Annotated in this window: 28 protein-coding genes, 1 riboswitch and 1 other annotated feature; of the genes, 16 read left to right on the top strand and 12 right to left on the bottom strand. The window is 36.6% G+C overall.

The features are described 5' to 3' along the window. Window positions 1-21: 21 nt before the first annotated feature. On the bottom strand, window positions 22-1,395 hold the full coding sequence (gene nhaC, locus K5S59_RS04150) for a Na+/H+ antiporter NhaC (protein WP_120450851.1): 1,374 nt from the start codon (window positions 1,393-1,395) through the stop codon (window positions 22-24). Between the two features lie 277 nt (window positions 1,396-1,672). Beyond that, window positions 1,673-1,893 (bottom strand) — a binding site (T-box leader). Between the two features lie 142 nt (window positions 1,894-2,035). On the opposite strand from nhaC, the gene K5S59_RS04145 reads away from it, so the two are divergent. From K5S59_RS04145 to K5S59_RS04110, 8 genes are all read left to right on the top strand, one after another. Further along, entirely contained in the window at window positions 2,036-2,392 is a 357-nt protein-coding gene (locus K5S59_RS04145; protein ID WP_000726894.1) for a hypothetical protein, read from the top strand. 122 nt (window positions 2,393-2,514) lie between these two features. Beyond that, window positions 2,515-3,903, top strand: a complete 1,389-nt coding sequence (gene bioA / locus K5S59_RS04140) for an adenosylmethionine--8-amino-7-oxononanoate transaminase (protein ID WP_000217833.1) — start codon at window positions 2,515-2,517, stop codon at window positions 3,901-3,903. Beyond that, a complete protein-coding gene (bioD, locus tag K5S59_RS04135) occupies window positions 3,903-4,631 on the top strand; it encodes an ATP-dependent dethiobiotin synthetase BioD (RefSeq protein WP_000012583.1) in 729 nt (242 codons plus the stop codon). Before bioA ends, bioD begins: the two co-directional genes overlap by 1 nt. Further along, complete coding sequence (bioF, locus tag K5S59_RS04130) at window positions 4,597-5,784, top strand: 8-amino-7-oxononanoate synthase (protein WP_001077314.1); 1,188 nt, start codon at window positions 4,597-4,599, stop codon at window positions 5,782-5,784. Before bioD ends, bioF begins: the two co-directional genes overlap by 35 nt. After that, complete coding sequence (locus K5S59_RS04125) at window positions 5,781-6,521, top strand: alpha/beta fold hydrolase (protein WP_000661272.1); 741 nt, start codon at window positions 5,781-5,783, stop codon at window positions 6,519-6,521. Before bioF ends, K5S59_RS04125 begins: the two co-directional genes overlap by 4 nt. After that, window positions 6,487-7,296, top strand: coding sequence for a malonyl-ACP O-methyltransferase BioC (gene bioC, locus K5S59_RS04120; RefSeq protein WP_000608935.1), 810 nt, complete (start codon window positions 6,487-6,489; stop codon window positions 7,294-7,296). Before K5S59_RS04125 ends, bioC begins: the two co-directional genes overlap by 35 nt. Window position 7,297: 1 nt before the next feature. Beyond that, on the top strand, window positions 7,298-8,296 hold the full coding sequence (bioB, locus tag K5S59_RS04115) for a biotin synthase (RefSeq protein ID WP_000815864.1): 999 nt from the start codon (window positions 7,298-7,300) through the stop codon (window positions 8,294-8,296). Window positions 8,297-8,476: 180 nt separating this feature from the next. Then, the gene (locus K5S59_RS04110) at window positions 8,477-8,797 is read left to right on the top strand and encodes a hypothetical protein (RefSeq protein WP_000549787.1); all 321 of its coding nucleotides are present in this window, start codon (window positions 8,477-8,479) and stop codon (window positions 8,795-8,797) included. 24 nt (window positions 8,798-8,821) lie between these two features. On the opposite strand, the gene ribH is transcribed toward K5S59_RS04110, so the two are convergent. The 5 genes from ribH to K5S59_RS04085 all read right to left on the bottom strand — a co-directional run bounded on the left by ribH (window position 8,822) and on the right by K5S59_RS04085 (window position 13,095). Then, window positions 8,822-9,283 (bottom strand): 6,7-dimethyl-8-ribityllumazine synthase, encoded by a 462-nt coding sequence (gene ribH / locus K5S59_RS04105; protein ID WP_000230901.1) that lies wholly within the window; start codon window positions 9,281-9,283, stop codon window positions 8,822-8,824. 18 nt (window positions 9,284-9,301) lie between these two features. Then, on the bottom strand, window positions 9,302-10,495 hold the full coding sequence (gene ribBA / locus K5S59_RS04100; protein WP_000468991.1) for a bifunctional 3,4-dihydroxy-2-butanone 4-phosphate synthase/GTP cyclohydrolase II: 1,194 nt from the start codon (window positions 10,493-10,495) through the stop codon (window positions 9,302-9,304). Between the two features lie 12 nt (window positions 10,496-10,507). Continuing rightward, a complete protein-coding gene (gene ribE, locus K5S59_RS04095; protein WP_000493926.1) occupies window positions 10,508-11,152 on the bottom strand; it encodes a riboflavin synthase in 645 nt (214 codons plus the stop codon). Next, window positions 11,134-12,246 (bottom strand): bifunctional diaminohydroxyphosphoribosylaminopyrimidine deaminase/5-amino-6-(5-phosphoribosylamino)uracil reductase RibD, encoded by a 1,113-nt coding sequence (gene ribD, locus K5S59_RS04090; RefSeq protein ID WP_000131978.1) that lies wholly within the window; start codon window positions 12,244-12,246, stop codon window positions 11,134-11,136. The genes ribE and ribD overlap by 19 nt, the downstream gene beginning before the upstream one ends. Window positions 12,247-12,555: 309 nt before the next feature. Beyond that, window positions 12,556-12,699, bottom strand: a riboswitch (FMN riboswitch). Window positions 12,700-12,888: 189 nt separating this feature from the next. Next, window positions 12,889-13,095, bottom strand: coding sequence for a CDGSH iron-sulfur domain-containing protein (locus K5S59_RS04085; protein WP_001151582.1), 207 nt, complete (start codon window positions 13,093-13,095; stop codon window positions 12,889-12,891). Between the two features lie 287 nt (window positions 13,096-13,382). On the opposite strand from K5S59_RS04085, the gene K5S59_RS04080 reads away from it, so the two are divergent. Beyond that, window positions 13,383-13,628, top strand: coding sequence for a DUF2552 family protein (locus tag K5S59_RS04080; RefSeq protein ID WP_000360810.1), 246 nt, complete (start codon window positions 13,383-13,385; stop codon window positions 13,626-13,628). 11 nt (window positions 13,629-13,639) lie between these two features. On the opposite strand, the gene K5S59_RS04075 is transcribed toward K5S59_RS04080, so the two are convergent. Beyond that, window positions 13,640-14,563: an alpha/beta hydrolase gene (locus K5S59_RS04075; protein WP_220784039.1), complete on the bottom strand. Its 924-nt coding sequence runs from the start codon at window positions 14,561-14,563 to the stop codon at window positions 13,640-13,642. An 81-nt stretch (window positions 14,564-14,644) separates the two neighbouring features. Between K5S59_RS04075 and K5S59_RS04070 the strand changes: the two genes are divergently transcribed. Together K5S59_RS04070 and K5S59_RS04065 are read left to right on the top strand one after the other, a co-directional pair. Next, entirely contained in the window at window positions 14,645-15,124 is a 480-nt protein-coding gene (locus K5S59_RS04070; protein WP_000262553.1) for a GNAT family N-acetyltransferase, read from the top strand. A 102-nt stretch (window positions 15,125-15,226) separates the two neighbouring features. After that, a complete protein-coding gene (locus tag K5S59_RS04065) occupies window positions 15,227-16,090 on the top strand; it encodes a LacI family DNA-binding transcriptional regulator (protein WP_120450850.1) in 864 nt (287 codons plus the stop codon). A 23-nt stretch (window positions 16,091-16,113) separates the two neighbouring features. Here the strand turns inward: K5S59_RS04065 and K5S59_RS04060 are convergent, their stop codons facing one another. Together K5S59_RS04060 and K5S59_RS04055 are read right to left on the bottom strand one after the other, a co-directional pair. Next, window positions 16,114-17,433 (bottom strand): Na+/H+ antiporter family protein, encoded by a 1,320-nt coding sequence (locus tag K5S59_RS04060; RefSeq protein WP_000994829.1) that lies wholly within the window; start codon window positions 17,431-17,433, stop codon window positions 16,114-16,116. Between the two features lie 130 nt (window positions 17,434-17,563). Next, complete coding sequence (locus tag K5S59_RS04055) at window positions 17,564-18,562, bottom strand: alpha/beta fold hydrolase (protein WP_000898947.1); 999 nt, start codon at window positions 18,560-18,562, stop codon at window positions 17,564-17,566. 121 nt (window positions 18,563-18,683) lie between these two features. Here K5S59_RS04055 and K5S59_RS04050 point away from each other — a divergent pair, with 121 nt between their 5' ends. Continuing rightward, the gene (locus K5S59_RS04050) at window positions 18,684-19,160 is read left to right on the top strand and encodes a ribbon-helix-helix domain-containing protein (protein ID WP_000151918.1); all 477 of its coding nucleotides are present in this window, start codon (window positions 18,684-18,686) and stop codon (window positions 19,158-19,160) included. Window positions 19,161-19,282: 122 nt separating this feature from the next. Here K5S59_RS04050 and K5S59_RS04045 read toward each other — a convergent pair whose 3' ends face one another. Beyond that, window positions 19,283-20,872 carry a bifunctional metallophosphatase/5'-nucleotidase gene (locus K5S59_RS04045; RefSeq protein ID WP_120450849.1) on the bottom strand — a complete coding sequence of 530 codons (1,590 nt, stop codon included), beginning with the start codon at window positions 20,870-20,872 and terminating at the stop codon, window positions 19,283-19,285. 201 nt (window positions 20,873-21,073) lie between these two features. Here K5S59_RS04045 and K5S59_RS04040 point away from each other — a divergent pair, with 201 nt between their 5' ends. The 3 genes from K5S59_RS04040 (at window position 21,074) to K5S59_RS04030 (ending at window position 22,881) form a co-directional block, all read left to right on the top strand. Next, entirely contained in the window at window positions 21,074-21,337 is a 264-nt protein-coding gene (locus tag K5S59_RS04040; protein WP_120450848.1) for a YqkE family protein, read from the top strand. A 70-nt stretch (window positions 21,338-21,407) separates the two neighbouring features. Then, complete coding sequence (locus K5S59_RS04035; RefSeq protein ID WP_120450847.1) at window positions 21,408-21,932, top strand: GrpB family protein; 525 nt, start codon at window positions 21,408-21,410, stop codon at window positions 21,930-21,932. Window positions 21,933-22,053: 121 nt separating this feature from the next. Next, window positions 22,054-22,881, top strand: coding sequence for an aldo/keto reductase (locus K5S59_RS04030; protein WP_120450846.1), 828 nt, complete (start codon window positions 22,054-22,056; stop codon window positions 22,879-22,881). A 29-nt stretch (window positions 22,882-22,910) separates the two neighbouring features. Here K5S59_RS04030 and lolS read toward each other — a convergent pair whose 3' ends face one another. Together lolS and mciZ are read right to left on the bottom strand one after the other, a co-directional pair. Next, the gene (gene lolS, locus K5S59_RS04025; RefSeq protein ID WP_120450845.1) at window positions 22,911-23,825 is read right to left on the bottom strand and encodes an aldo/keto reductase; all 915 of its coding nucleotides are present in this window, start codon (window positions 23,823-23,825) and stop codon (window positions 22,911-22,913) included. A gap of 198 nt (window positions 23,826-24,023) precedes the next feature. After that, window positions 24,024-24,158, bottom strand: coding sequence for a Z-ring formation inhibitor MciZ (mciZ, locus tag K5S59_RS04020; RefSeq protein WP_000870297.1), 135 nt, complete (start codon window positions 24,156-24,158; stop codon window positions 24,024-24,026). A 74-nt stretch (window positions 24,159-24,232) separates the two neighbouring features. Here mciZ and K5S59_RS04015 point away from each other — a divergent pair, with 74 nt between their 5' ends. Further along, entirely contained in the window at window positions 24,233-24,772 is a 540-nt protein-coding gene (locus K5S59_RS04015; protein ID WP_000067035.1) for an NUDIX domain-containing protein, read from the top strand. The last annotated feature ends 3 nt before the right edge of the window (window positions 24,773-24,775 follow it).

Raw genomic sequence — 24,775 nt, 5'->3', positions numbered from 1 at the left:
TCAGGTAATCCTTTTTTTATATTATGACATTGTAACTGCTTTTTCTTTCTTCCATGAAAGGCCAAATCCAGTAAAGCCGACGATAATTGTTAAGACTGGGCACGCTAAACAGAAAATTGCGAATGGAAGGTAATCAAATGTCGGAACGCCAAGGACGTTCGATAAGAATACACCACTTACACCCCATGGTACGAGCGGGTTAATAACTGTACCTGCATCTTCAAGTACACGCGATAAATTACGACGCTCTAAACCAACTTCATCGTATTTATTAGCAAATGCTTGTCCTGTTAAAACGATGGATAAGTACTGCTCACCAAGTAAGAAGTTTACACCAATTGCAGTTGAAGCAGTAGAAATAATTAATCGTGTGCTATTTTTTACGAAGCTAGAGATGATATTCATTAGCTGCGTGATAATACCCATTCCTTGTAATAATCCTCCCATACAAAGAGCTAGGAAAATAAGGGCAATCGACATCATCATGCTTTGTAGACCACCACGAGATAGTAAGCTATCAATGTCTTTAATACCAGTTTTAGAAACGTAGCCGTCTTGCATAATTTTCATTAAATCAGCTAAAGAAGTGCTAGGTTTAAAAATAAAGAGAATAATAATTCCTACCACAATTCCTGCAAGTAATGTTGGAACGGCTGGAACCTTTTTAAATGCGAATAGGAACAGTAATAAAATTGGAATAAGTGTAACGATAGAAATCGTTGCATTTTTTTCTAATGTGCTAATAAAGTTTGTGAAGTCAACGTCTCCACTAGTACCGCCTCCTAAAATGAAAAATGCGATAAAAGCAATAATGAATGCTGGAACTGTCGTCCAAAGCATGTTACGAATATGCTCAAATAAATCTACACCCGTAACAGCAGGAGCTAAGTTAGTTGTATCAGATAAAGGAGACATTTTATCTCCAAAGAATGCACCAGAAATAATTGCACCAGCGATTAGAGCCGGATCGTATCCGAGAGCACTACCCATGCCCATAAAGGCAAGTCCTACAGTTGCGGCAGTTGTAAAGGCACTACCGATACTTGTTCCAACAATTGCACAAACAACAAAAACAGTCGGAACGAAAATCTTTGGAGATACAAGCTGGAAGCCGTACACCATTAAAGTTGGAATTGTTCCAGCAGCGATCCAAACACTAATTAATACGCCTACAAGTAAGAAAATAAAAATAGATGGAATACCAGCTGAAATACTACTGATCATCCCTTTTTCCATAGTAGACCAAGAGATTTTTTTCATAAATCCAAATGCTAATAAAAGAACGATACCGAATAAAATCGGGATGTGTGGTGAAACTTCTAATTTGATAACACTAAAGCCAATGCAGAAAAAGATAAATAATGTTAAAAGAACAGATTCAATTTTTGAAACCATTGTTTTCCCCTCCTAAGTAATCTAAAATAGCTCTTTTTTATATAAAATTCGCCAAAATTGTTTATTTCCTTCTAAAATTTAGAATTTTGTGACAAATTACCGGTAATTGTTGATTCTTCAATATGATACGGAAATGATTGGATAAAAAAACGTCCCTGCATATAATTATGCAGGGACGAAGAAATCGCGGTACCACCCTAGCTTGTGAAATGAATGTATCACAAAATAAAGGGTCGTATGATATGCGCTAATAAAATAAAAACGCCCCTGCAATATATGCAGGGACGAAAAATTCGCGGTACCACCCTAAATTGTGAAACAGTTTCGTTTCACCACTCTTTAGATATAACGGTCTATAACCGTCTTTCACTACTCCTTACGTTTCGCAAAAGAAGCTCCAGGGGGTAATTCATAATTCGCTCTGTACTGGTTCGCACCGACCACCAGCTCTCTGAAATCAGAAATCGAAATACTACTAAATCCTATCAATGCCGATTCATATGATGTTAGTTAAATTTTTATCATATATTCATCATACATGTCAATAAAAATGTGTAATATTTTTTTAGGGAAATAAAGGTTAAATGTTTTTAATGTTCTAAATTTGTACGTTATAATGAATTTGAAAGGGGAGGAAAGAGTGAAGAAAAAAATAATTCTTTTTACCACCTTACTAGTCATTGGCGGAAGTGCTGGAATTTACACAGCTTTTGCAGCTGAATCAGAGCAGGCGAAGCAAAAGCAAATACAGCAGTCAGAAGTGAAGAAAGTGAAAGAAACGGAAGAGAAGAAGTCGATGGAAAAAGCAGCTGAGAAACTAGGAGTTTCTACTGAAGGGAAAACAAAAGAAGAGGTTACGAAAGAAGTAAATACCGCAAGATTTGAGAAGCGTCATGATTTATTGATTGAACATGCAAAACAACTTGGAATTGATACAGAAGGAAAAAAAGATGAAGAGATTATTTTAGAAATTGGAAAGATACAACACGGAAAGTAGAACAACTTATCGTATGATAAGTTGTTCTTTTTTAAGAACTATTTGATCTAAAAATAATTGACAGTCATTTAAATTTAATGTTAACTATATTTATAAAATAGTTAACATTAGGAGTGGCAATTATGACTGTTAATAGTAATACGACTGAAAAATCGTCTTATACATATGAAGAATTATCGGAGAAAAATAAAGCTTATGTATGGCATCCGTTTACACAAATGAAAGATTATTTAGAAGAAGATCCTGTCATTATTGAACGTGGAGAGGGAAGAAAGCTATACGATGTAAATGGAAATGAATATTGGGACGGTGTTTCGTCTATTTGGTTAAATGTTCACGGACATCAAGTGCCAGAATTAGATGAAGCAATTCGTGGGCAATTAAATAAAATTGCCCATTCTACTATGCTAGGACTTGCTAACGTTCCATCTATTTTATTAGCAGAAAAAATAATTGAAGTTGTACCAGAAGGTTTGAAGAAAGTATTCTATTCCGACTCCGGTTCTAGCGCTGTTGAAATTGCAATTAAGATGGCATTTCAATATTGGCAGCATAAAGGAAAACCGAAGAAACAAAGATTTGTAACATTAAAAGAAGCGTATCACGGTGATACAATTGGAGCTGTTTCAGTAGGAGCAATAGACTTGTTTCACCAAGTGTATAGTTCACTTTTATTTGAGGCAATTAAAATGCCTTATCCATATACATATCGTTCTCCTTATGGAAATAATAAGGAGGAAATTGTAAAAAAACATTTAGAAGAAATGGAAGAGCTGCTGAAAGACAAACATGAAGAAATTGCAGCGATAATTGTAGAACCTTTAATGCAAGGTGCTGGCGGTATGATTACAATGCCAAAAGGATACTTAAAAGGGCTACGTAATTTATGTACTAAATATAATGTTTTATTTATTACAGATGAGGTAGCTACTGGATTTGGGCGTACCGGGAAAATGTTTGCATGTGAACATGAAAATGTAACGCCGGACATTTTAACAGCCGGAAAAGGTTTAACGGGCGGATATTTACCAGTTGCAATCACCGTAACGACAGATGAAATTTATAATGCCTTTTTAGGCGAATATGAAGAACAAAAAACGTTTTTCCACGGTCATAGTTATACAGGGAATCCGTTAGGGTGTGCGGTAGCAATTGCGAATCTAGAACTATACGAGAAAACAAATTTAATAGAAGAGGTGGCACGTAAGACAGAATATGTGGCGACGCAATTGGAAGAGCTCTTTGCATATAAACATGTAGGGGATATTCGTCAGTGCGGGTTAATGGTTGGAATTGAACTTGTGAAGAATAAGGAAACAAAAGAAGCGTTTGAATGGACAGAGAGAGTCGGTGTTCAAGTATGTAAACGCTCAAGAGAGCTGGGCATGATTATACGACCGCTCGGTAATACGATTGTATTTATGCCTCCTCTTGCTTCTACAATGGATGAGATTGATGATATGTTACGTATTTTGTATAAAGCAATCTCGGGTGTTACGGAGGGAGAATAATGAGTGGTTTTTTTGTAACAGCAACGGATACTGAAGTGGGGAAAACTGTAGTTGCAGGTGCATTAGCAGGTGTATTTAGAGAATTGGGATATAACATAGGGGTATACAAACCGTTGCAAAGTGGACATGTTGCATCAAATCCAGAGGGAGATGCAGCAAGGTTAAAGGCATTATCAGGTGTACCGACAAAAGAAGATGAAATTTGTCCTTATTCTATTGAAGAACCGCTTGCTCCGAGACTTGCCATGAAAAGAGCTGGAAGAGTAGTACATTTAAAAGACATTATGGATCACTATAATGAACGATTGAAAGAGTTTAATAGTCTACTTGTAGAAGGAGCAGGCGGACTGGCCGTTCCGTACACAGAAGATGCTTTAGTAATTGATTTCGCAAAAGAATTACAGCTTCCTCTTATTGTAGTAGCACGTCCTACATTAGGAACAGTAAATCATACCGTTTTAACGATTGCTTATGCAAAGGCACAGGGCTTAACAGTAGCAGGTGTAATTTTATCCGGCTGTAAAGAATGTGAAATGGAAAGAGTACAAGAAAATAAAGAAATGATTGAAGAGCTAAGTGGGGTACCGGTTTTAGGTTTATTACCATTCTTTGAAGGTGAGTTTACAAAAGAAGAAGTCTTGAAATCTGCAAAAGAGTATATAATGATTTCAAAATTAGAGGAGTTCATCCGAAATGAATCAAACGTGGCGCACACATCTCCAATCTAAATTACAACAATTAAATGAGCAAGGGCAGTATCGCAATTTACATGTAACAGAACAAGCAGAAGAGACATGGCTTATCCGAGATGAAACAAGGATGCTAAATTTAGCGTCAAATAATTATTTAGGGTTAGCTGGAGATGAGAGGTTAAAAGAAGCTGCTATAGCATGCACAAGAAAATATGGAACTGGGGCGACAGCATCAAGGCTCGTTGTGGGAAATTATTCACTGTATGAAGAGACTGAGAGAAGTATATGCGATTGGAAAGGCACTGAAAAAGCCTTAGTTGTAAATAGTGGATATACGGCAAATGTTGGAGTGATTTCTTCATTAGCCTGTCGTCACGATATTGTGTTTAGTGATAAATTAAATCACGCAAGCATCGTTGATGGAATTATATTAAGCGGGGCAGAGCATAAAAGATATCGTCATAATGATTTAGATCATTTAGAGAAGTTGTTGCAAGTAGCACCGCCCAAAAAGAAGAAATTAATCGTAACGGATACTGTTTTTAGTATGGATGGTGATACTGCATATTTACGAGAGTTAGTGCACATAAAAGAGAAATATGGAGCAATGATTATAGTTGATGAAGCACATGCGAGTGGAATATATGGAATGAATGGAGCAGGATTGTCCCATATAGAAAAAGATGTTGCTCAAAAAATTGATATACACATGGGGACGTTTAGCAAGGCTTTAGGGTGTTATGGTGCGTATTTGACAGGCGATGCAATTTATATAGAGTATTTACAAAATATGATGAGAAGCTTTATTTTTACTACTGCATTACCGCCAGGAACATTAGGAGCGGTACAAAAAGCAATTGAAATTGTGAAAGAAGATAATGAAAGAAGAGAGAGACTTATAGAGAATGGGGCCTATTTTAGGACACATTTGCAAGAAGCTGGTTTTGATATTGGGAATAGCTCAACTCATATTGTACCGATTGTAGTCGGTTCAAATGAAACAGCTTTACGGTTTAGTAAAAGGTTGCAAGAGGTAGGTATTGCAGCAATTGCAATTCGTCCACCAACAGTTCCAGTTAATAGTTCACGGGTCCGTTTTGCAGTTACGTCCCAACATACAATAGCTGATTTGAACTGGGCTATTCAGCATATTATACGCATTGGTAAAGAAGAGGGATTTTTAGTATGAAAGAGCTAAAGATTATTTTTATTCCTGGATGGGGAATGGAGGAAGGTGTTTGGACTTTAGTTCTGCCGTATTTTAAAGGATATTCTGTTCAATGTATCAATTGGCGTAATGTGAGAGAACAAAGTGAATTTGCGGGGCGAATAATAGATGTAGCAAAAGATGAAAATGTAATTTTAGTTGGATGGTCACTAGGAGCGTTAGCGGCAGTTCAAGTTCATAAAAAGATTAAGGCGAAAGGTATCGTATTAATTGGTGGCACTGCTAAATTTACAAATACGAGCGACTATACGAGTGGATGGAATGCTTTGCATGTAGAACGGCTGAAAAAGAATGTAGCGAGAAAGAAAAAAGATACGCTCAAGCGGTTTTATGAAAATATGTTTACAAAAGATGAGCTGAAAGAGAATAAAAGGTTTGAAGATATGATAAAACGCTTTAAAGGTGATTCTATTCAGTCTTTGCAATTAGGTTTGGAGTATTTAATAGAAGCAGATATGAGGGAAGAACTGAAAGAGGTTAAAGTTCCTATCCTACTTATTCACGGAGAGCAGGATGTAATATGCCCATTATCTGCAGCGCGTAGTATGGCTGAGAATGAGACTGCCACGCTCAAGGTAGTAAGTGAGGCTGGACACGCATTATGCGTAACGAATTTCGAATATTGCGGAAATGAGATAATTCAATTTGTAGAGGGGATACGAAATGATCAACAAAACGTTACTACAAAAACGGTTTAACGTGGCAGCTGTATCCTACGATCAATATGCAAATGTACAAAAAAAGATGGCACATTCATTACTTTCTACATTGAATCGGCGATATAGTGCAAATTCAACGATACGTATTTTAGAACTTGGATGCGGGACAGGATATGTTACAGAGCAATTATCAAACTTATTTCCGAAAGCGCATATTACAGCCATTGATTTTGCTGAAAGTATGATTGAGGTTGCGAAAACTAGACAAAATGTGAAAAATGTAATGTTTTACTGTGAGGATATCGAAAGATTACGACTAGAAGAAACGTATGATGTCATTATTTCGAATGCCACATTTCAATGGCTAAATGATTTAAAACAAGTGATAAGAAATTTATTTCATCATTTGTCTATAAATGGGATATTACTCTTTTCAACGTTTGGACACGAAACATTTCAAGAATTGCATGCTTCGTTCCAGCGGGCGAAAGAAGAAAAAGATATACAAAATGAAACATCGATTGGGCAACGTTTTTATTCGAAAAATCAGTTGCGTCATATATGTGAAATAGAAACAGGGGATGTGCATGTTTCTGAAACATGTTACATAGAGAGGTTTACAGAAGTTAGGGAGTTTCTACACTCTATTCGAAAAGTAGGAGCGACTAATAGTAATGAAGAATCCTATTGTCAAAGTCCCTCACTCTTTCGTGCGATGCTTCGCATATACGAAAGAGACTTCACGGAAAATGAAGGGATAATGGCGACGTATCACGCTTTATTTATGCACATAACAAAAGAGGGGAAGAGATGAAATGAAACAAGTACAAACAAAAAGGGATTGGAAAAAACTTGCATATGACGTAGTAGAAGAGAAAATGATTACGAAAGAGGATGCAATAGCGATATTAGAAGCTGATGAGACAGAAGTTTTAGAGATTATGAATGCAGCTTACATCATTCGCCATCATCACTTTGGTAAGAAAGTAAAATTAAATATGATTATTAATACGAAATCTGGATTATGTCCTGAAGATTGCGGATATTGTTCACAGTCTATTATTTCAGAGGCGCCGATTGATAAATATGCATGGCTAACGCAGGAAAAGATCATAGAAGGAGCACACGAAGCAATTCGCCGTAAAGCGGGTACATATTGTATTGTAGCATCTGGTCGTCGCCCGACGGATAAAGAGGTGAATCACGTAATTGGAGCCGTTAAGGAGATCCGTGAAACGACAGATTTGAAAATTTGTTGTTGTTTAGGTTTCTTAAACGAAGATCAAGCAGGACGTTTAGCGGAAGCGGGTGTACATCGTTATAACCACAACTTAAATACACATGCAAATAATTACGAAAGTATTTGCTCCACTCATACGTATGACGATCGTGTTGATACAGTTCAAAAAGCGAAACAAGCGGGTATTTCACCATGCTCTGGGGCGATTTTTGGAATGGGGGAGACAATAGAAGAACGCGCTGAAATTGCATTTGAATTACAACGTATAGATGCAGACTCAATTCCATGTAATTTCCTTGTTGCTGTAAAGGGTACACCGCTTGAAGGACAAAAAGAATTAACACCAGTAGAATGTTTAAAAGTGCTGGCAATGATGCGTTTTGTAAACCCAACGAAAGAAATTCGCATTTCAGGAGGACGTGAAATCAATTTACGCTCTGTGCAGCCAATCGGTTTATTTGCAGCAAACTCTATCTTTGTTGGAGATTATTTAACAACAGCTGGGCAAGAGCCGACTGCAGACTGGGGTATGATTGAAGATTTAGGATTTGAGATTGAAGAATGTGCATTATAAGGTAGATAAAAAGCAAACTTGTAAAAGAGTTTGCTTTTTTGTAAATAAAATGTAATAAATAGTTGTAAACGCTTGATACTATTGGTTTTTGAGTAAAAAAAAGAATTTTGGTGGACGAATTTTCCAAGCCCCAATTGTACATAGTAAATATGTAATTTATATTGGGTTGGAGGATTTTACATGCACAAATATATATTAGCGATTATGACTTGTCTAATTTTACTAAAAGCAATAAGTACTGATCCAGTTAAGGCTGCCGAAAATCCTGAACAAAAAGAGATGCAACAACGAATTGAACAACATTTTCGAACGAAAGCTGAACATTTTGGGTTGAAAACAGAAGGGAAAGATTTAAAGGAAGTCCGAAAAGAAATTACTATTATAGAAGAAGCGAAGAAAAGAGAGAATGTATGGAGAACAGCACAAACGCTTCGTATACAAACAGAAGGAAAAACAATGGATGAATTAATAAAAGATGTACGGAAAAAAGTAAAGAAATAAAAAAAGAGGCCGCAGCCTCTTTTTTTATGCCCATTGTTTTGATAAGTGAGCCATTTCAATCGCAGCAACGGCAGATTCATAGCCTTTATTACCAGCTTTCGTGCCTGCGCGTTCAATTGCTTGCTCAATCGTTTCAGTCGTTAATACACCGAAAATAACGGGGATGTCTGTTTGTAGTGATAAAGATGCAACCCCTTTTGCTACTTCATTACAAACGTAATCGTAATGTGTTGTAGCACCGCGAATTACAGTACCTAGCGTAATAACCGCATCATATTTTCCGCTACTAGCCATCTTTTTAGCGATTAAAGGAATTTCAAATGCGCCAGGAACCCAAGCAACATCAATATCAGTTTCTTCTACACCGTGGCGCTTTAATCCATCTAAAGCTCCGCCGAGTAACTTACTTGTAATAAATTCATTAAAACGTCCAACAACAACCCCAACTTTTAATCCTGTACCAACTAAATGACCTTCGAATACCATAATGAATCTCTCCCTTTATTATAAGTTTAGTAAATGTCCTAATTTGTTTACTTTCGTTTGTAAATACGTTTTATTCTCTTCTTTTGTTGGCATTTGCAATGGTACACGCTCGATTACTTCTAAATCGTAACCTTGTAAGCCAGCAATTTTTCGCGGGTTATTTGTTAATAATCGTAAATGTTGTAAACCTAAATCTTTTAAAATTTGAGCGCCAATACCGTAATCACGCAAATCAGCTGGGAATCCAAGTTTTTCGTTTGCTTCTACAGTATCGAATCCTTCTTCTTGTAACTTATAAGCGCGAAGCTTATTAAGAAGGCCGATGCCTCGTCCTTCTTGTCTCATATAGAGAAGAACGCCTTTTCCTTCACGCTCAATCTGAGCAAGTGCAGCATGGAGTTGTGGTCCGCAATCACAACGGCATGAGCCAAATACATCACCTGTTAAGCACTCTGAATGAACGCGTACAAGCACAGGCTCTCCTGTTGAAATATCACCTTTTACGAGTGCGATATGTTCTTTCGTATCTAATGAATTAGAATAGCCAATTGCATGGAAAGTACCGAAATCTGTAGGTAATGTAATTTCTACTTCTCTCGTCACTAATGTTTCATGGTGGCGGCGATAAGCAATTAAATCTTCTATTGTAATCATTTTTATATCAAATTGTTTTGCACACTGTAGTAAATCAGGTACGCGTGCCATCGTACCGTCCTCATTAATAATCTCACAAATAACTCCAGCTGGTTCTGCTCCGCAAAGCTGTGCTAAATCGACAGCAGCTTCTGTATGACCAGCGCGGCGCAGGACACCACCCTCTTTCGCGATTAATGGAAAGATATGTCCAGGACGATTGAAATCAGCACCTTTTGATGCAGGGTTTAACAATTCTTGTATCGTAGTTGCCCGTTCGTGAGCGCTTATTCCTGTTGTTGTAGAAACATGATCAATACTCACTGTAAATGCAGTATGATGCGAATCCGTATTATGAGCTACCATTGGTTCTAATTGTAGACGTTCTGCGTACCCTTCCGTAATCGGTACACAAACGAGGCCGCGCCCATGTGTAATCATAAAGTTAATCGTTTCCGGCGTAATATACTCTGCTAAAGCGATAAAATCGCCTTCATTTTCGCGGTTTTCATCATCACATACGATAACGACTTTTCCTTGTTTTAAATCTTCTAGAGCTTCTTCAATACGATGAAACATCATGCTTCCCCCTTATAGAAATCCGTTTTCTTGTAAAAAGCTTTTGCTCATTGAACCAGTTCGATTTACAGGTTTAGAAATAAAGCGTTCGATATATTTACCGATCATGTCACACTCAATGTTTACGATGTCACCGGCATTCTTTCCACCGATAACAGATTCACTTACTGTGTGCGGGATGAGTGAGATTGTGATGGAAGATTCGTCTATATCAAATATTGTTAAACTCGTTCCATCAACAGCGATGGATCCTTTATGCAAACAATAGCGCAGTAATTCATCAGCAATAGCTATTTTGTAATAGACGGCATTATAGTGTTGTTTTTTGTTTAATATAGTTCCGATGCCATCAATATGTCCTGAAACGAAATGTCCACCGAATCGTCCGTTTGCAGTCATCGCCCGCTCTAAATTTACTTTAGAGTGTGGTTTAAGCATGCGAAGTGATGTTGATTGCATCGTTTCAGGCATTGCGTCCACTGTAAATGAAGTTGTTGTGAAACTCGTTACAGTTAAGCAAATACCGTTAACCGCGATACTATCACCTAAGTGAGCATCTGATAAAATTTTATTTGCATGGATCGTTAACTTCATCGCTTCTCCGCTTTGTTGCATGTTTGTAATCGTTCCTAACTCTTCTACAATTCCTGTAAACATTCCGTCACCTCGCTTCGGGCATTCGCAACGATTTTTATATCATCGCCAATTTGTTTCATCTCTTGAATCTCCAAGGAAAGTGCATCTTGTAATGCTGCGAAACCATTTCCGCCAAATAAAGTAGGGGCATCTTTCCCGCCAATTAATATCGGGCTTATATAAGTTATAATTTCATTGAAATGCTTTGTTTGTAAGAAGCTTGCATGAATCGATTGGCCTCCTTCAACGAATAAAGAAAGAATTTGCTTCTCTCCAAGAAAGAAAAGGAGGTCCTCAATTTCAATTTGCTTCGTTTTCATTTGGAATATAGTTACATTTTCAGATTCATAAGAAGCTATTTTCTCTTTATTTACATCCTTACCGACAAAAATCCATGTCGGTACTAAACCATCTTTGATGACATGAGAAGATGGTGGTGTTCGTAAATGGGTATCTAAAATAACACGTATAGGATGTTTACCCCCGTTAGGAATTCTTGTCGTTAAATGCGGATTATCAGCTATAACTGTATTTACTCCAACGAGAATCGCATCATGTGTATGGCGATATTGGTGAACATCAGCTCGTGCTTTTTCACCTGTAATCCACTTACTTTCACCAGTGACAGTTGCTGTTTTCCCATCTAAGCTCATCGCTGTTTTTATGGTTACAAATGGACGTTTCGTTTTCATGTAGTGAAAAAAGAAACGATTTAATAAGGTGGCTTCTGCTTCAAGAACACCGGTAGTTACGTCGATGCCAGCTTCTTCTAATCTCTTTTTTCCATTACCAGAAACGAGAGGGTTGCAATCAAGAGTAGCAATTACAACTCGCTTAACTTCCTTTTCGATGAGTAATTCACAGCAAGGTGGTGTTTTTCCAAAATGGCTACACGGTTCAAGTGTTACATAAACGGTAGCTCCTTTTGCTTTCTCACCAGCCATATGAAGAGCATGAACTTCTGCGTGTTCTTCACCAGCACGCAAATGAGCTCCCATACCGACGATGTTTCCATCTTTTACAACAACAGCACCAACCATAGGATTTGGACTTGTTTGTCCGGATGTTCCTTCTGCTAACTGCAGGGCAATCCTCATATATTCTTGATCTGTCATTCTCTTCACCTCTCCTGAAAAAATCAAAAAACCCCAAGGATTTTATATCCTTGGGGTTTGGGAGACGTGATTTCTAGAAATATAGTTCGAATACGAAAGTATAGGAAAGAAACCTAACGATGATTGATATTTTTGCATAAGGAAAAAACCTAGCAAAATATCGAATTTTTCAAACGCTAGTCGTATCTTTTTATTCCAGTATAGAAACATAAGTATACAAAATAAAACATATATAAAGATTCAAAATGAAACTTTAAAAATATGCATACTGAAATAAAAGTGTATTCGCTATATAAAATTACTAGAAAACATATCCTTCTCCCATCCAGACTATACTGTCGGCCCTAGAGTTTCACTAGATCCACCGTTTTCGAGTTGAAAACGGGTCACGGACTTAGAAGTTTGCACTTCATCACCGCCGGTTGGGAATTTCACCCGACCCCGAAGGATGTTGTTTGCTCAAATTATAGCACAAAAAAGATAAAAGGCTAGTAAAAAATATTCGAATGTGAAGAATTGTGTGAAAATACATGTAGCTTGGCATGGAGACAAAAGTGTGAGAAATGTTGTAAGGAGAAGGGATATAACGGAAGTGTAAAAAAGAAAAACATGCACAAAAAAATGTGCATGTCACATGTGGAATTATTCTGCCTCTGGTGCTCTAACAACAGATTCGAATTTACCTTTATGCGAAGCATCGCAATAAGGCATATTTTTTGATAAACCACAACGGCATAAAGAAAATGCCGGCTTTGCTGGGAATACATTCCCTTGTGAATCGACTAATTCCACGTCCCCTGTAACGCGAAAAGAGCCATTATCATTTACTTTAATTTGTACTTTAGCCAACGCTATCCCTCCTTCCCAAACGCTTAATTTCATCATATAATTAAGAGAAGTACTTGACAATATAAAGTGAAACTTTAATTAGTGGGGGAGGTATCCCCCACTAATTATTAGTTGAACCAATCGGGCTTTTAGGGGCAGTAAAACTCCCACCTAACTTCTTTGTTTTAGCTGAGTTTTGAGGTGGGAGTTTTACTGCCCGTTAATGCGGGGTAAAAAGAGCACTTTCTTTGGGAGAGAAGAGAGTGTTATAATGTTTTTTATAACTGACTAGAGTAAGGTGACGAAAGATGGATAAACAATTACGTACATTACGAAATATTGCAAATGAGCGCACGTGGGCATCATTTTTGAATGATAATCATCCATATAGTTTGTTACACTGGTCCATTGCAGGTGTAGGACAAGAGTCAAAGGATGTTTGGTTACTTCAAGATGAAGTAACATTTCAAACGACAGAATTTCCAACGTTAGATGATGCAATGCAATGGATTTCTGAAAACATGGAACAAGTTACAGACGTTTTAGCGCAATAAAAAAAACAGGCTTATGCAAGCCTGTTTTTTGTTTCTTTTACATATGAGTTTAAAAATTGATCAACGGCTGCTTCATATTCCTCTTTATTTTCGTTATAAGAGCAAGCGTGTGCGCCGTGTTCTGCAATATAAAGTTGTTTATTGTTTTCTTTTGCTTCATATAGTGCTTTCGTCATATCAGCCAAAATATAATCATCATCTTTACTATGAATAAAGAGGACGGGATTGTTAATGTTTTTTATACAATCGATTGGTGAAACTTCGCGAATCGTATAACCTTCACGCACTTTTAAAAAAGCATTTGCTAGAGGTAATAAAGGCCATTTAGGTAAATGGAATTCAACCTTTAAGCGGTGTTGTAATTGCCCGTAGAAATCAGAAAAAGGACAATCTGCAATATAGAAATCAGCACCATCTTCTACAAGTCCTGCGTATTGAAGAAGTGTTGCAGCTCCCATAGATTCACCATGAATACCGAGTGTTATATTTTTTCCAAAACGACTTTTTAGCCAGTCAACTACTGATTTTAAATCATGTTTTTCATAGTATCCATAGCTTGTTGTTTTTCCGCCAGTTTTACCATGACGACGATGATCATAAATAACGACATTATACCCTCTGTCTAAAAATAACCTTGCATATTTTACAGAGTTCATTTTATTTACAGTTACGCCGTGACAAAAAATCATAAACTTATTGGAATGACCAGCAGGAATGTAATATCCGTGAAGATCATATCCGAATTGCGAAGGGATATGAATTTCTTCTTTATGAAGAGCATCAAAATCCTCTATACGAAAATGTTTTTTCGTTTCTCTTTCGAGTACTTCTTCCTCTGTTTTTTTCTTTAAGTACATCACTTTATTTGTAAAGAAAATCCCAAGGGCAGTTATCGCACCTAGTATAGTAAACAATGTTGCAAAAAAACGTTTCATACTTTACCTCATCCTCCAAATACCGTTACATGTGATACACTTATATTGTATCACAATGATAGAAAGGGGGAGAAATAGGAAATGGTGTATATACAAAAAATTACGCCAGTGATGAAAGAAACAATCCGAATGTTCATGTGTGAGAACTGGGGGAGTTCATTGATGGTTTCACATGGGAAGGGGCATCAGTTAGAAGAGTTGCCAGGATTTGTTGCGTTCCTTGATGACAGAATAATCGGAATTATAACGTATGAAGTGACCGGAAATATGTGTGAAATTGTATCGTTAGATAGCTTTGAAGAAAGAAAAGGAATAGGAACAAAACTTGTGGAGTGTGTATTACAAGTTGCGGAAGAAGAGCGGTGCGGGCGGGTGTGGCTCATAACAACAAATGATAATATGAATGCGTTACGTTTTTACCAAAAACGTAATTTTGTGATGACGAATTTATATGTGAATGCAGTGGAAGAGGCACGAAAAATAAAGAAAGAAATTCCAAGTATTGGGTATGATAATATCCCAATTTTACATGAAATTCAGTTAGAGTATCGTTTAGTGTAATGATGTAACAATTTTCAGAAATATAAGTTATTAACCTTGACGAATATTGTAATTTAGGTTACCGTAAAATTGTAATCTATTACCATATTAAGGGGTGACGATGTGGCAACTATACGTGATGTTGCAAAATTGGCAGGTGTTTCAGTCGCAACCGTTTCACGAGTTATTAATGAAAAAGGATACGTTCATGAGGACACAGTAAAACAAGTAAAGGAAGCAATTGAGGAATTACGTTATAGGCCAAATAGTACAGCAAAGCCATTGTTTAAAGAGAATTCAACGATAATTGCATTACTTGTAGATAATTTATATAACCCATCAAACATCACTTTGCTACATTGTATTGAGGAAATAGCATATAAAGAAGGATATCAAATCATTGTTTGTAATATAGAGAATAAAGATAGATACATACATATGTTGAAGGAAAATAACGTTGCAGGTGTTATTTTGACAAACTCAGTTTTTAAAAGTATAGGAGAAATTCCACTTCCGTTTGTTGTGATCGAGGAAAAAAAATCACATGCAAATTATTATGAAAGTGGACAAAGAGCGGTTTCTTTATTAAAAGAGAAGGGTTGTCACTTTCTTGCTTATTTCGGTGAGGGAGAAGATAGTGAAGCAATGGAAGAGCACATATCGGGATTTTTAGACGCTGTTTGGGAGGAAGGAATCTCTTATCGAGAAGAATGTGTACAAGGGTATACGAATAAACAGTTTATTACATTATTGCAAACCTATCCGTATATTGATGGAATTGTAACTTCAAGTGATAAGGTTACTTTTGAGTTAATGCGAGCAGCGAAAAATTTAAATATCTGTATACCGGATAAATTGAAAATTACTGGACTGAACGGGAGCGTAGACAGTGAATGGATAGGCCCGCCACTCATCAAAATTGAAAGTTATGACGAAGAAAATGGGAAAATAGCTTTGCAACAATTAAAAGGAAAAATAAAAAGGTAAAAGGTGCGTATAAAACGCACCTTTTATAATGTAATTGCGGCAATAAAGCCGAATATAAGTAACGGTATATTATAGTGTAGAAACGTTGGTACACATGTATCCCATATATGATGGTGTTGACCATCAGCATTTAAACCGGATGTTGGTCCAAGTGTACTATCTGATGCTGGTGATCCGGCATCGCCTAGCGCTCCGGCTGTACCGATAATTGCAATTGTGGCCATTGGACTAAATCCAAGCTGCATGCAAAGAGGTACAAAAATTGTTGTTAAGATAGGGATGGTTGAAAAGGATGAACCAATTCCCATCGTAACGAGAAGTCCAATCACAAGCATAAGAAATGCAGCGAGTGGCTTGTTATTTCCAATTATATGTGCACTCGTTTGCACAAGAGATTCAACATGTCCTGTTTTTCGAAGAACAGCGCCAAATCCAGCGGCAGCGATCATAACAAAACCGATAAAGGACATCATGCGCATTCCGCTTGTTAATATCGCATCTGCTTCTTTAAGAGGTAGACTACCACTTACTGATAAGACGATAATCCCTGCTAACGCACCGAAAATCATTGATTCCGTTGCTAATTGAACAATTAATGTAGCTATGATAGATAATAATCCGAAAGTAATGCTACGTTTTGTGTAGGGAACGATTTCATTTGCCGTAGTATGAACTTGTTCTGTTTCATACGTACGAGGTTTCCGGTACGTAATAAATACGGCTACACATAATCCAATAATCATACCGATTGCTGGAATAGTCATTGCTTTTGGAATAAGTGCGACATCAAATGTAAGACCGCTTTGCGCAGCATTTGTTTGTAATACGTCATGATAAATTTTTCCGAACCCCGCTGGAATCCACATATAAGGAGTAATCAATCCGAATGTAATAATACATGTAACAAGTCTGCGATCCACTTTCAGCTCATTTAGTACTTTTAATAGTGCTGGAATTAAGATGGGGATGAAAGCGATATGAACAGGAATCACATTTTGTGAGAAGCAAGCCATCGTTAAAATGATGAATAAAATAAGTATTTTAGAATAAACTTGTTTTTTCGTGTCTTGTTCATTGCCAATCCATTTTAATGCAGTTTGAATCATGGCATCTGGAAGTCCTGTTTTAGAAAGGGAAATAGCGAAACCGCCAAGCATTGCATAACTTAAAGCGATTGGAGCACTGTTTCCAAGGCCAGTTGTAAAAGTGTTAATCGTTTCTGAAATACCGAGTCCGCCGATAATTCCGCCTGTTAAAGCTCCAACAATGATGGCGACAATGACCTGGACACGTAACAAACTAAGCAATAGCATAACTGCTACTGCGACGAGTACAGCATTCATAATAAATGTAATCTCCCTAAATTTTTATTGTGCTCAAGCAAGTAAATATGAAGCACTTTGCTATATTTATACATAGTTGCGACATATTATTATAAATTGTTTTCTATGAAATGTAAAAGAGCCTTTGTTACTAATGCTGAAAAGTTAGCTCTTGTTTAATTGCTTGTAAAGAATTAGCGAATAATTCTGGTTCTTCTAAGTCAGGAGAATGAGCTGAATTTGGGAACCAAATCATTTTTTTTATGGGTGCTGCTATCACATCGCAATATTCCTGAACGAGTGCATAAGGAGTTTGATAATCATAGCGGCCAGAACAAAAATAAACCGGAATAGATAAACTTGAAATAGAAGAAAAGAAATCGATTGTCAGCATTTCTTCCCATAAAACACCAGATTTTAAATTTCCTGCGAGAAACTTGAACCAATCTAATAGTGTATATTCAGGAGAAAAGAAGCCTTTTCGTATGAAAGAAAAGGAAGAGCCGTTTTGGATTGCTCCTCCGAATGTGCCAAGCCATTTTCTTTGAATAATAAGGCGTCTCGTATCTAAAAATGGTGGTTTGCCTAATTTTAAAAGGGACGCTAATGCTTTTTTATGATCATGTTTTTTTGCAGAACGAATTAAATGCTGATATAGCAATTCTTCGTTTTGTTTCATATGTACAATCTGCCCAATACCGATGTAAGCCTCGATATACTGTGGATATTGATGTGCTATGTTAAGCCCAATAATACTTCCCCAAGAATGACCAGCGAGAAATAGTTTCTGTTTATTGAACTTTTTAAGTACATATTGAATCACTTCTTTTGCATCGGAAACGAATTGTTCGATTGTAAAATTTGCTCCGAAATCTTTCATTGAAAAAGATTTACCTGCCCCGCGCTGATCCCAATTAATAACGATGAAGTGTTTCTCCAATTCTTTTTGAAAATGACGAATAAATCCGATTTGTGCCATGCCCGGTCCACCATGACAGCATAATAAAATAGGTTGCTCTATGTTTTGCCCGCGAATAAGGAGAGTTTGTTTTCGATTATGAATCATAACGCTTTCCATCGTAGCAATACTATTAGGAATGAGTTGTTTATTTTCATTATAAAACTGTGGGGTATGGCTACGAAAAAGCATATTGAAAACCTCCTTTTCTGAAATCGTATGAATCGCACAGGCTATTTGTTTTGCATATACTGTTAGAAAATCATTGTAACATACCATACTAGTGTCATTTCAACACGGGAGGAGGGAAATTGTGACGATTGGAGAAATTATAGATTGCTTAAATAGACGTGAATCCATCGCTATCATAGCAAAACGTCTTGAAATAAGCCCGTATACATTATCAAAGAAATTAAGACTGATTGGATATGAATATGATGGAGAACAGAAGAAACGTATTTTTGTAGGAGATGGAGAAGAACCTCGTCACTTACAACTCCAAGAAGCGACAGCCCTTCAATATGCGAAAACGGATTATCAATTATTAATTTATGAACAATTACAAAGTATTTATGAATTACTAAGCAAGAGAGAAGAAGTAATCGCGCCAATTATGAGTATAAGTACAGAAAAAAAGAAACGTACTTTTTCTATTAATAAAGAAATATTAGCAAAACTAGATGTTATATCAGAAGCGAAAGGAATTCAAAAATCTAAACTTGTAGAAGAGGCGTTACAACAATTTTTACAGCAATATGACTTTAACAAAACAGCACGTTTGGATGACTAAAGAAAAGGATACTAAGTTCATTGTAAGAACGAGTATCCTTTTTAGGTTTTACTAATATTGTGAATTAAGCATAAGTGCATACCCTTTACAATAAGAATCCGGATCGCATATTAGGGAAATACTTAATTTGTTTTTTGAATTCTTCCATCAATAACTGGTTGAATTGGTTCTTTTAATTGTTTTACATAATCGACTAGCGCTTCAAAGTCGTTTGGACCAGTCTCTGCATTTTTACCATTTTTAAATGATACGAATCCGTCACCGCCAGAAGCTAAGAAGGCATTTGCAACTACGCTATACGTTTTAGATGGAGATAATTCTTCTCCGTTTGTTAAACGTATATTCGTAACCTTTTCACCGTTTGGTTTATTTGCATCCCACGTATATTGAATACCTGAAATTTGAAGCATTCTTGTTGTTCCTTTTTGCCATTGCTGATTTAAAATGTCGCGAATATCTTGACCTGTTAAATCTACTTTAATCAATTGGTTTCCAAAAGGCTGAATGCCATATAATTCGCCCCATGTAATATCGCCAGCATCTAAGTCATTACGAATACCACCAGGATTCATAAGTGCGATTTGAGCTTGCATTGTTTGACGCTGTGCGTCGGCAATTACATTCCCAAGAGTAGATTCACCAGCATCATTTTGTTTACGGTCGATAGCTGCTGTAGATTTTCCTACAACTTCATTTACAAGTGGTGCGATTTTTTCTTTATATTGATCTATTTTTTGTTTTACTTCTTTATCAGGTTCCACACCTTCATGATATGTTGTGATCACTTCAGCTTTTTTCTTTACAATATCTTTTGTTTTACGATCAATTGTTACATCTACGTCTGAGAAAGCTGTTCCATAAGAGTTCGCTTGGACGATTAGTTTATTATTTACAGTACCATTTACGTACGTGTGACTATGCCCACCGAAAATAACATCAACTTCTGGATCTGTTTCATTTGCAATTCGAGTAAGGTCTCCATTTGTCACGCCAGATTCATCAGTTGTTCCGCCGACATGGGCAAGGACGACGATGGATTTAACACCGAGACGCTTTAATTGTTGCGTTGATTTATTAATTGCTTCTACTTCGTCAGTGATCTGTACATTTTTAAGCATTGTAGGCATCACGACATTTGGTGTATCAGTTGTAACAACGCCAATGAATCCTACAGGAACACCATCTACCATTTTTACAGTAAATGGTGGTAAAAATAAACGACCAGTTGATTTGTTATAGAAGTTAGCAGCGACATAAGGGAAGTTAGCACCTTTGAAATTCCCTGTTTTCTCGTGATATCCACCGTAAATGAGGCGTTTCATTTCATCGATACCTTCATCAAATTCATGGTTTCCGATTGTACCAACATCGAATTTTAAGTCATTCAAAAATTCAATCGTTGGTTCGTCTTGTAACAATGCTGAAACTGGTGGACTAGCTCCGACAATATCGCCAGCATGTACGAGAAGTGTATTCGGGTTTTGCTTTTTACGTTCTTTTAAATAAGTAGCTAAGTAATCAGCGCCACCGGCTTCTTTGTTATTAATTTTTTTAACAGTATCTAGTTGTCCATGGAAATCATTAATACCAAGCATTTGTACGTCTACGTAGCGGTTTTGTTCAGCTGGAGTCTGGGATGGGGGAGCGGCAAATACAGTTGAAAAGGTAATGGTGCTTAAAACGGCAACAGTAGGAATGATTTTTTTCCACATAATTCATTTCTCCTTTTTTTATAATCTGACATCATACGACATAATTTTAATAGATTCATAGGATTATATCTATATAAAAATTTAGTTTTTTCGAAAAATTAACATATTTACAAAAAGTGAATAATAGAGTAAAGAACCTTTTTTATTGTCGAGTTCATTGTGTATCTACTATAATGGAGAAAAAAGTAAAAGGTGAGTAGCATGAAGAAAAAGAAACAAAGACAAATGCAAAGACAATTGCAAGTGAATAAACTAGAGAAAGAGTCGCTTACATTAGGCGATCAATTAAATGATTCACTCATGCAGCAATTAAAGAATAAGAAGAAAGAATTGCAAGTGAGAGAAGAGAAAAAAGAGGCAGCTGAACTGGAAAGAAAGCGCCAAGAACAAAAAGAGCGTGAAAAGAATAAATCATTTGAAGAACTGTTAAGTGAAAGTAGCCTTACTTGGAAAGACTTTAAATAATATAAAAAAATGATCAGTGTATATCGCTGATCATTTTTTTGACGAGCTTGTAAGAAAAGGGGAGTGTAAAATGAGAAAAATTGTAGTCGTTCCGCATGAAAATCATTGGAACGAAAAATTTCAAATAGAGGCCGAGCGATTAAAATCGGCGATGCCAGAAATGGTGAAAGTTCATCATATTGGAAGTACGTCAGTGCCAGGACTGGCAGCTAAACCAATTATAGATATGATTATGGAAGTAGAGAGTATCGATAGAGTAGATCATTGGAATGAACGTTTTGATGAGCTTGGCTACATCGCAAAAGGGGAAAATGGTATTTCAAGACGTCGTTATTTTATTCATGGAACGGAGGAAAAACGCTCGTATCACTTACACGTGTTTGAAAGAGGAAATCCTGAGATAGTAAGGCATTTAGCATTTCGTGATTATATGATGGCTCATTGCGAAGAAGCTGAGGCATATGCAACTTTAAAGAAAGAATTAGCTGAAAAGTATACATATGATGGCACGTTATATTCGGAAGGGAAAACTGAATTTGTACGTAATGTTGATGAAAAAGCGAAAGAATGGAGAGAAGGAAATATGAATAATTGAGTTCACGTTTTAGTGTATAAAATTATTATGTAAACTGTACATATGTTTTGACTTTTTAGTTGAATCTTGTTCAAATAAAGTGGTGGCTTATAAAAAATGTAAGAATGAGAGGAAGACGACTGTGCACATTCCAACAACTACACTTCATAATGGCGTGAAAATGCCAATGATTGGTCTAGGCGTTTATAAAGCGAAAGAAGGCGACGAAGTAAAACAAGCAGTAAAAACAGCGTTAGAAGTTGGATACCGTTCGATTGATACAGCGACTGTATATGAAAATGAAAGCGGTGTCGGAGAAGCGGTTCGTGAATCAGGAATTCCGAGAGAAGACATATTTATTACAACAAAAGTTTGGAACGACGATCAAGGATACGAAGAAACACTTGAGGCGTTTGAAAAAAGCTTAAAGAAATTACAAATGGACTATGTAGATTTATATTTAATACATTGGCCAATAAGAGGAAAGTATGTTGATACGTACAGAGCGTTAGAAAAACTGTATGAAGAAGGTAAAGTGCGCGCGATTGGTGTTTCTAATTTTCATAAACATCATTTAGAGCTATTATTACCAAATTGTAAAGTAAAGCCGATGGTAAACCAAGTAGAACTTCATCCGATGTTAGCGCAATTTGAATTGCGTAATTTCTGTCAAGGTGAGCAAATTCAAATGGAAGCATGGAGCCCATTAATGAGAGGCGGGGAAGTATTCGAGCACCCGATTATTCAGGCCATTGCTACCAAATATGAAAAAACACCTGCGCAAGTTATATTAAGATGGGATATTCAAAGCGGGGTCGTGACAATTCCTAAATCTGTTACATCATCTCGTATTAAGGAGAATTTTACTATCTTTGATTTTGCACTAACAGAAGAAGAGATGAATCAAATTAATACGTTAAATCGTAATTTACATGTAGGAACGAATCCTGATAAATATGATACGCTATAAAAAGACGCTACCAGTATGGTAGCGTCTTTTTAACGATGTAAAGCGTAAGTATCACATTTAGCAATTTGCTGAAGTTGTATATATTCTGCTGTTGTTAACTGTGTTTGTTTACTAGCCTGTACATTTTCTTGCAATTGTTGGATAGAGCTTGCACCAGGTATAACAGCTGCAACAGTTTCGTTATGTAAGCAATATTGAATAACTGTTCCTGTTAAAGAGCTTTCCCCGATTCTTTCTTTTACATTCGCGAGTGTCGCATATAATTCATCGTAAGAATAAGAAAGATAATCCTTTTCTTTTACTCTTTCTATCTTTCTGGCATTATTGTCAGTTAAAATTCCTTTTGCAAGTGGCCCACGAGCAATAATGCTAATTTGATGTTCATTTAGAAGCGGGAACCATTCTTCGGGACGACGATTTAAAAGGCTATATTCCATTAGTACACTAACGATATTTGAACGTTTTGCATACTCACGGATGACGTTTGGACGTATAGAAGAAATACCGTAATGGCGAATGATACCTTCTTTTTTTAATTCTTCAAAGGCTTCAATTGTTTCATCTATTGGATCTTCAATCGTCCCGCCGTGAAGTTGATAAAGATCAATATAATCAGTTTGAAGTCTACGTAAACTTTCTTTCACTTCAGCCTTTATGTAATTCTTAGAAGGATCCCAAGACCAGCCGTTTTTTTCTTCTGTCCATCGATTTCCAACTTTCGTTGTAAGAACAATTTGGTCTCGTTTCCCTTTTAATGCTTTTCCAACAAATTCTTCGTTTAATCCATATTCATATAAATCTGCTGTATCAAAAAAATTGATTCCTAAATCGATTGCTTCATCGATAATACGCATAGCTTCTGTTTCAGAAGTACCGAGAGACATACAGCCAAGTCCCATTTCTGTAACAAACAAATCTGAGTTTCCTAATTGACGTTTTTTCATAGGTCAACCTCCTTACCTTTATTGTACGAAAGGGAAAAGAGGTTGACAAACGTTTACTTTTTACCCCGCTTTAACGGGCAGTAAGACCCCCACTTTAAAATTCGGCTCATACGAGGAAGTTAGGTGGGAGATTAACTGCCCGTAAAAGCCCGATTCGTTCAACTAATAATCAGAGGGGCTGAACAAAACCCCCTCTGATTAAAGTTTCACTTTATTTGCTGTAATCCACTCTTGTACAGTTGTATACTCTTTGCCATATTGTTTTAGTTTATGGCGAATTTGCCATGCTTTTCCAACTAAAGTGACGCGATTTGGTAAAATATAAACTTTCATTTCTATCACGCTCCTTTCAATGTGGTAAAATGTATGAGGAAAGAATAGGAAATAGAACAGGGAGATGAAGTAGTATGAGTAATCTTGCAGAGAGAACAGTAAAAACTGAACCGATTTTTGATGGTAGAGTTATAAAAGTTCGTGTTGATGATGTAGTATTACCAAATGGAGCAATGAGTAAACGTGAAATTGTAAATCACCCTGGTGCAGTTGCTATTATTGCTATTACTGATGAGGGGAAAATCGTGCTTGTTGAGCAGTATCGTAAAGCGCTTGAAAAGGCGATTATAGAAATTCCGGCAGGCAAGTTAGAACCTGGTGAAAAACCTGAGGTGACAGCAGTTCGTGAATTAGAAGAGGAAACAGGATATGTATGTGAAAATATAGAGCTTATTACTTCTTTCTATACATCTCCAGGATTTGCAGATGAAATTTTATATGTATATAAAGCAACAGGTTTGACGAAAAAAGAAAATAAAGCCGAGTTAGATGAAGATGAGTTTGTGGAATTGATGGAAGTATCGTTAGAAGAAGCGATTACTCTTACGAAAGATCTTCGTATTCATGATGCAAAAACGATGTTTGCAGTACAATATTTACAACTACAAAAATAAACA

The sequence above is a fragment of the Bacillus sp. BML-BC051 genome (assembly GCF_019656175.1).
Taxonomy (GTDB): domain Bacteria; phylum Bacillota; class Bacilli; order Bacillales; family Bacillaceae_G; genus Bacillus_A; species Bacillus_A mobilis.
The sequence above is the reverse complement of the archived record's forward strand: the minus strand, read 5'-3'. Positions and strand labels throughout refer to the sequence as shown.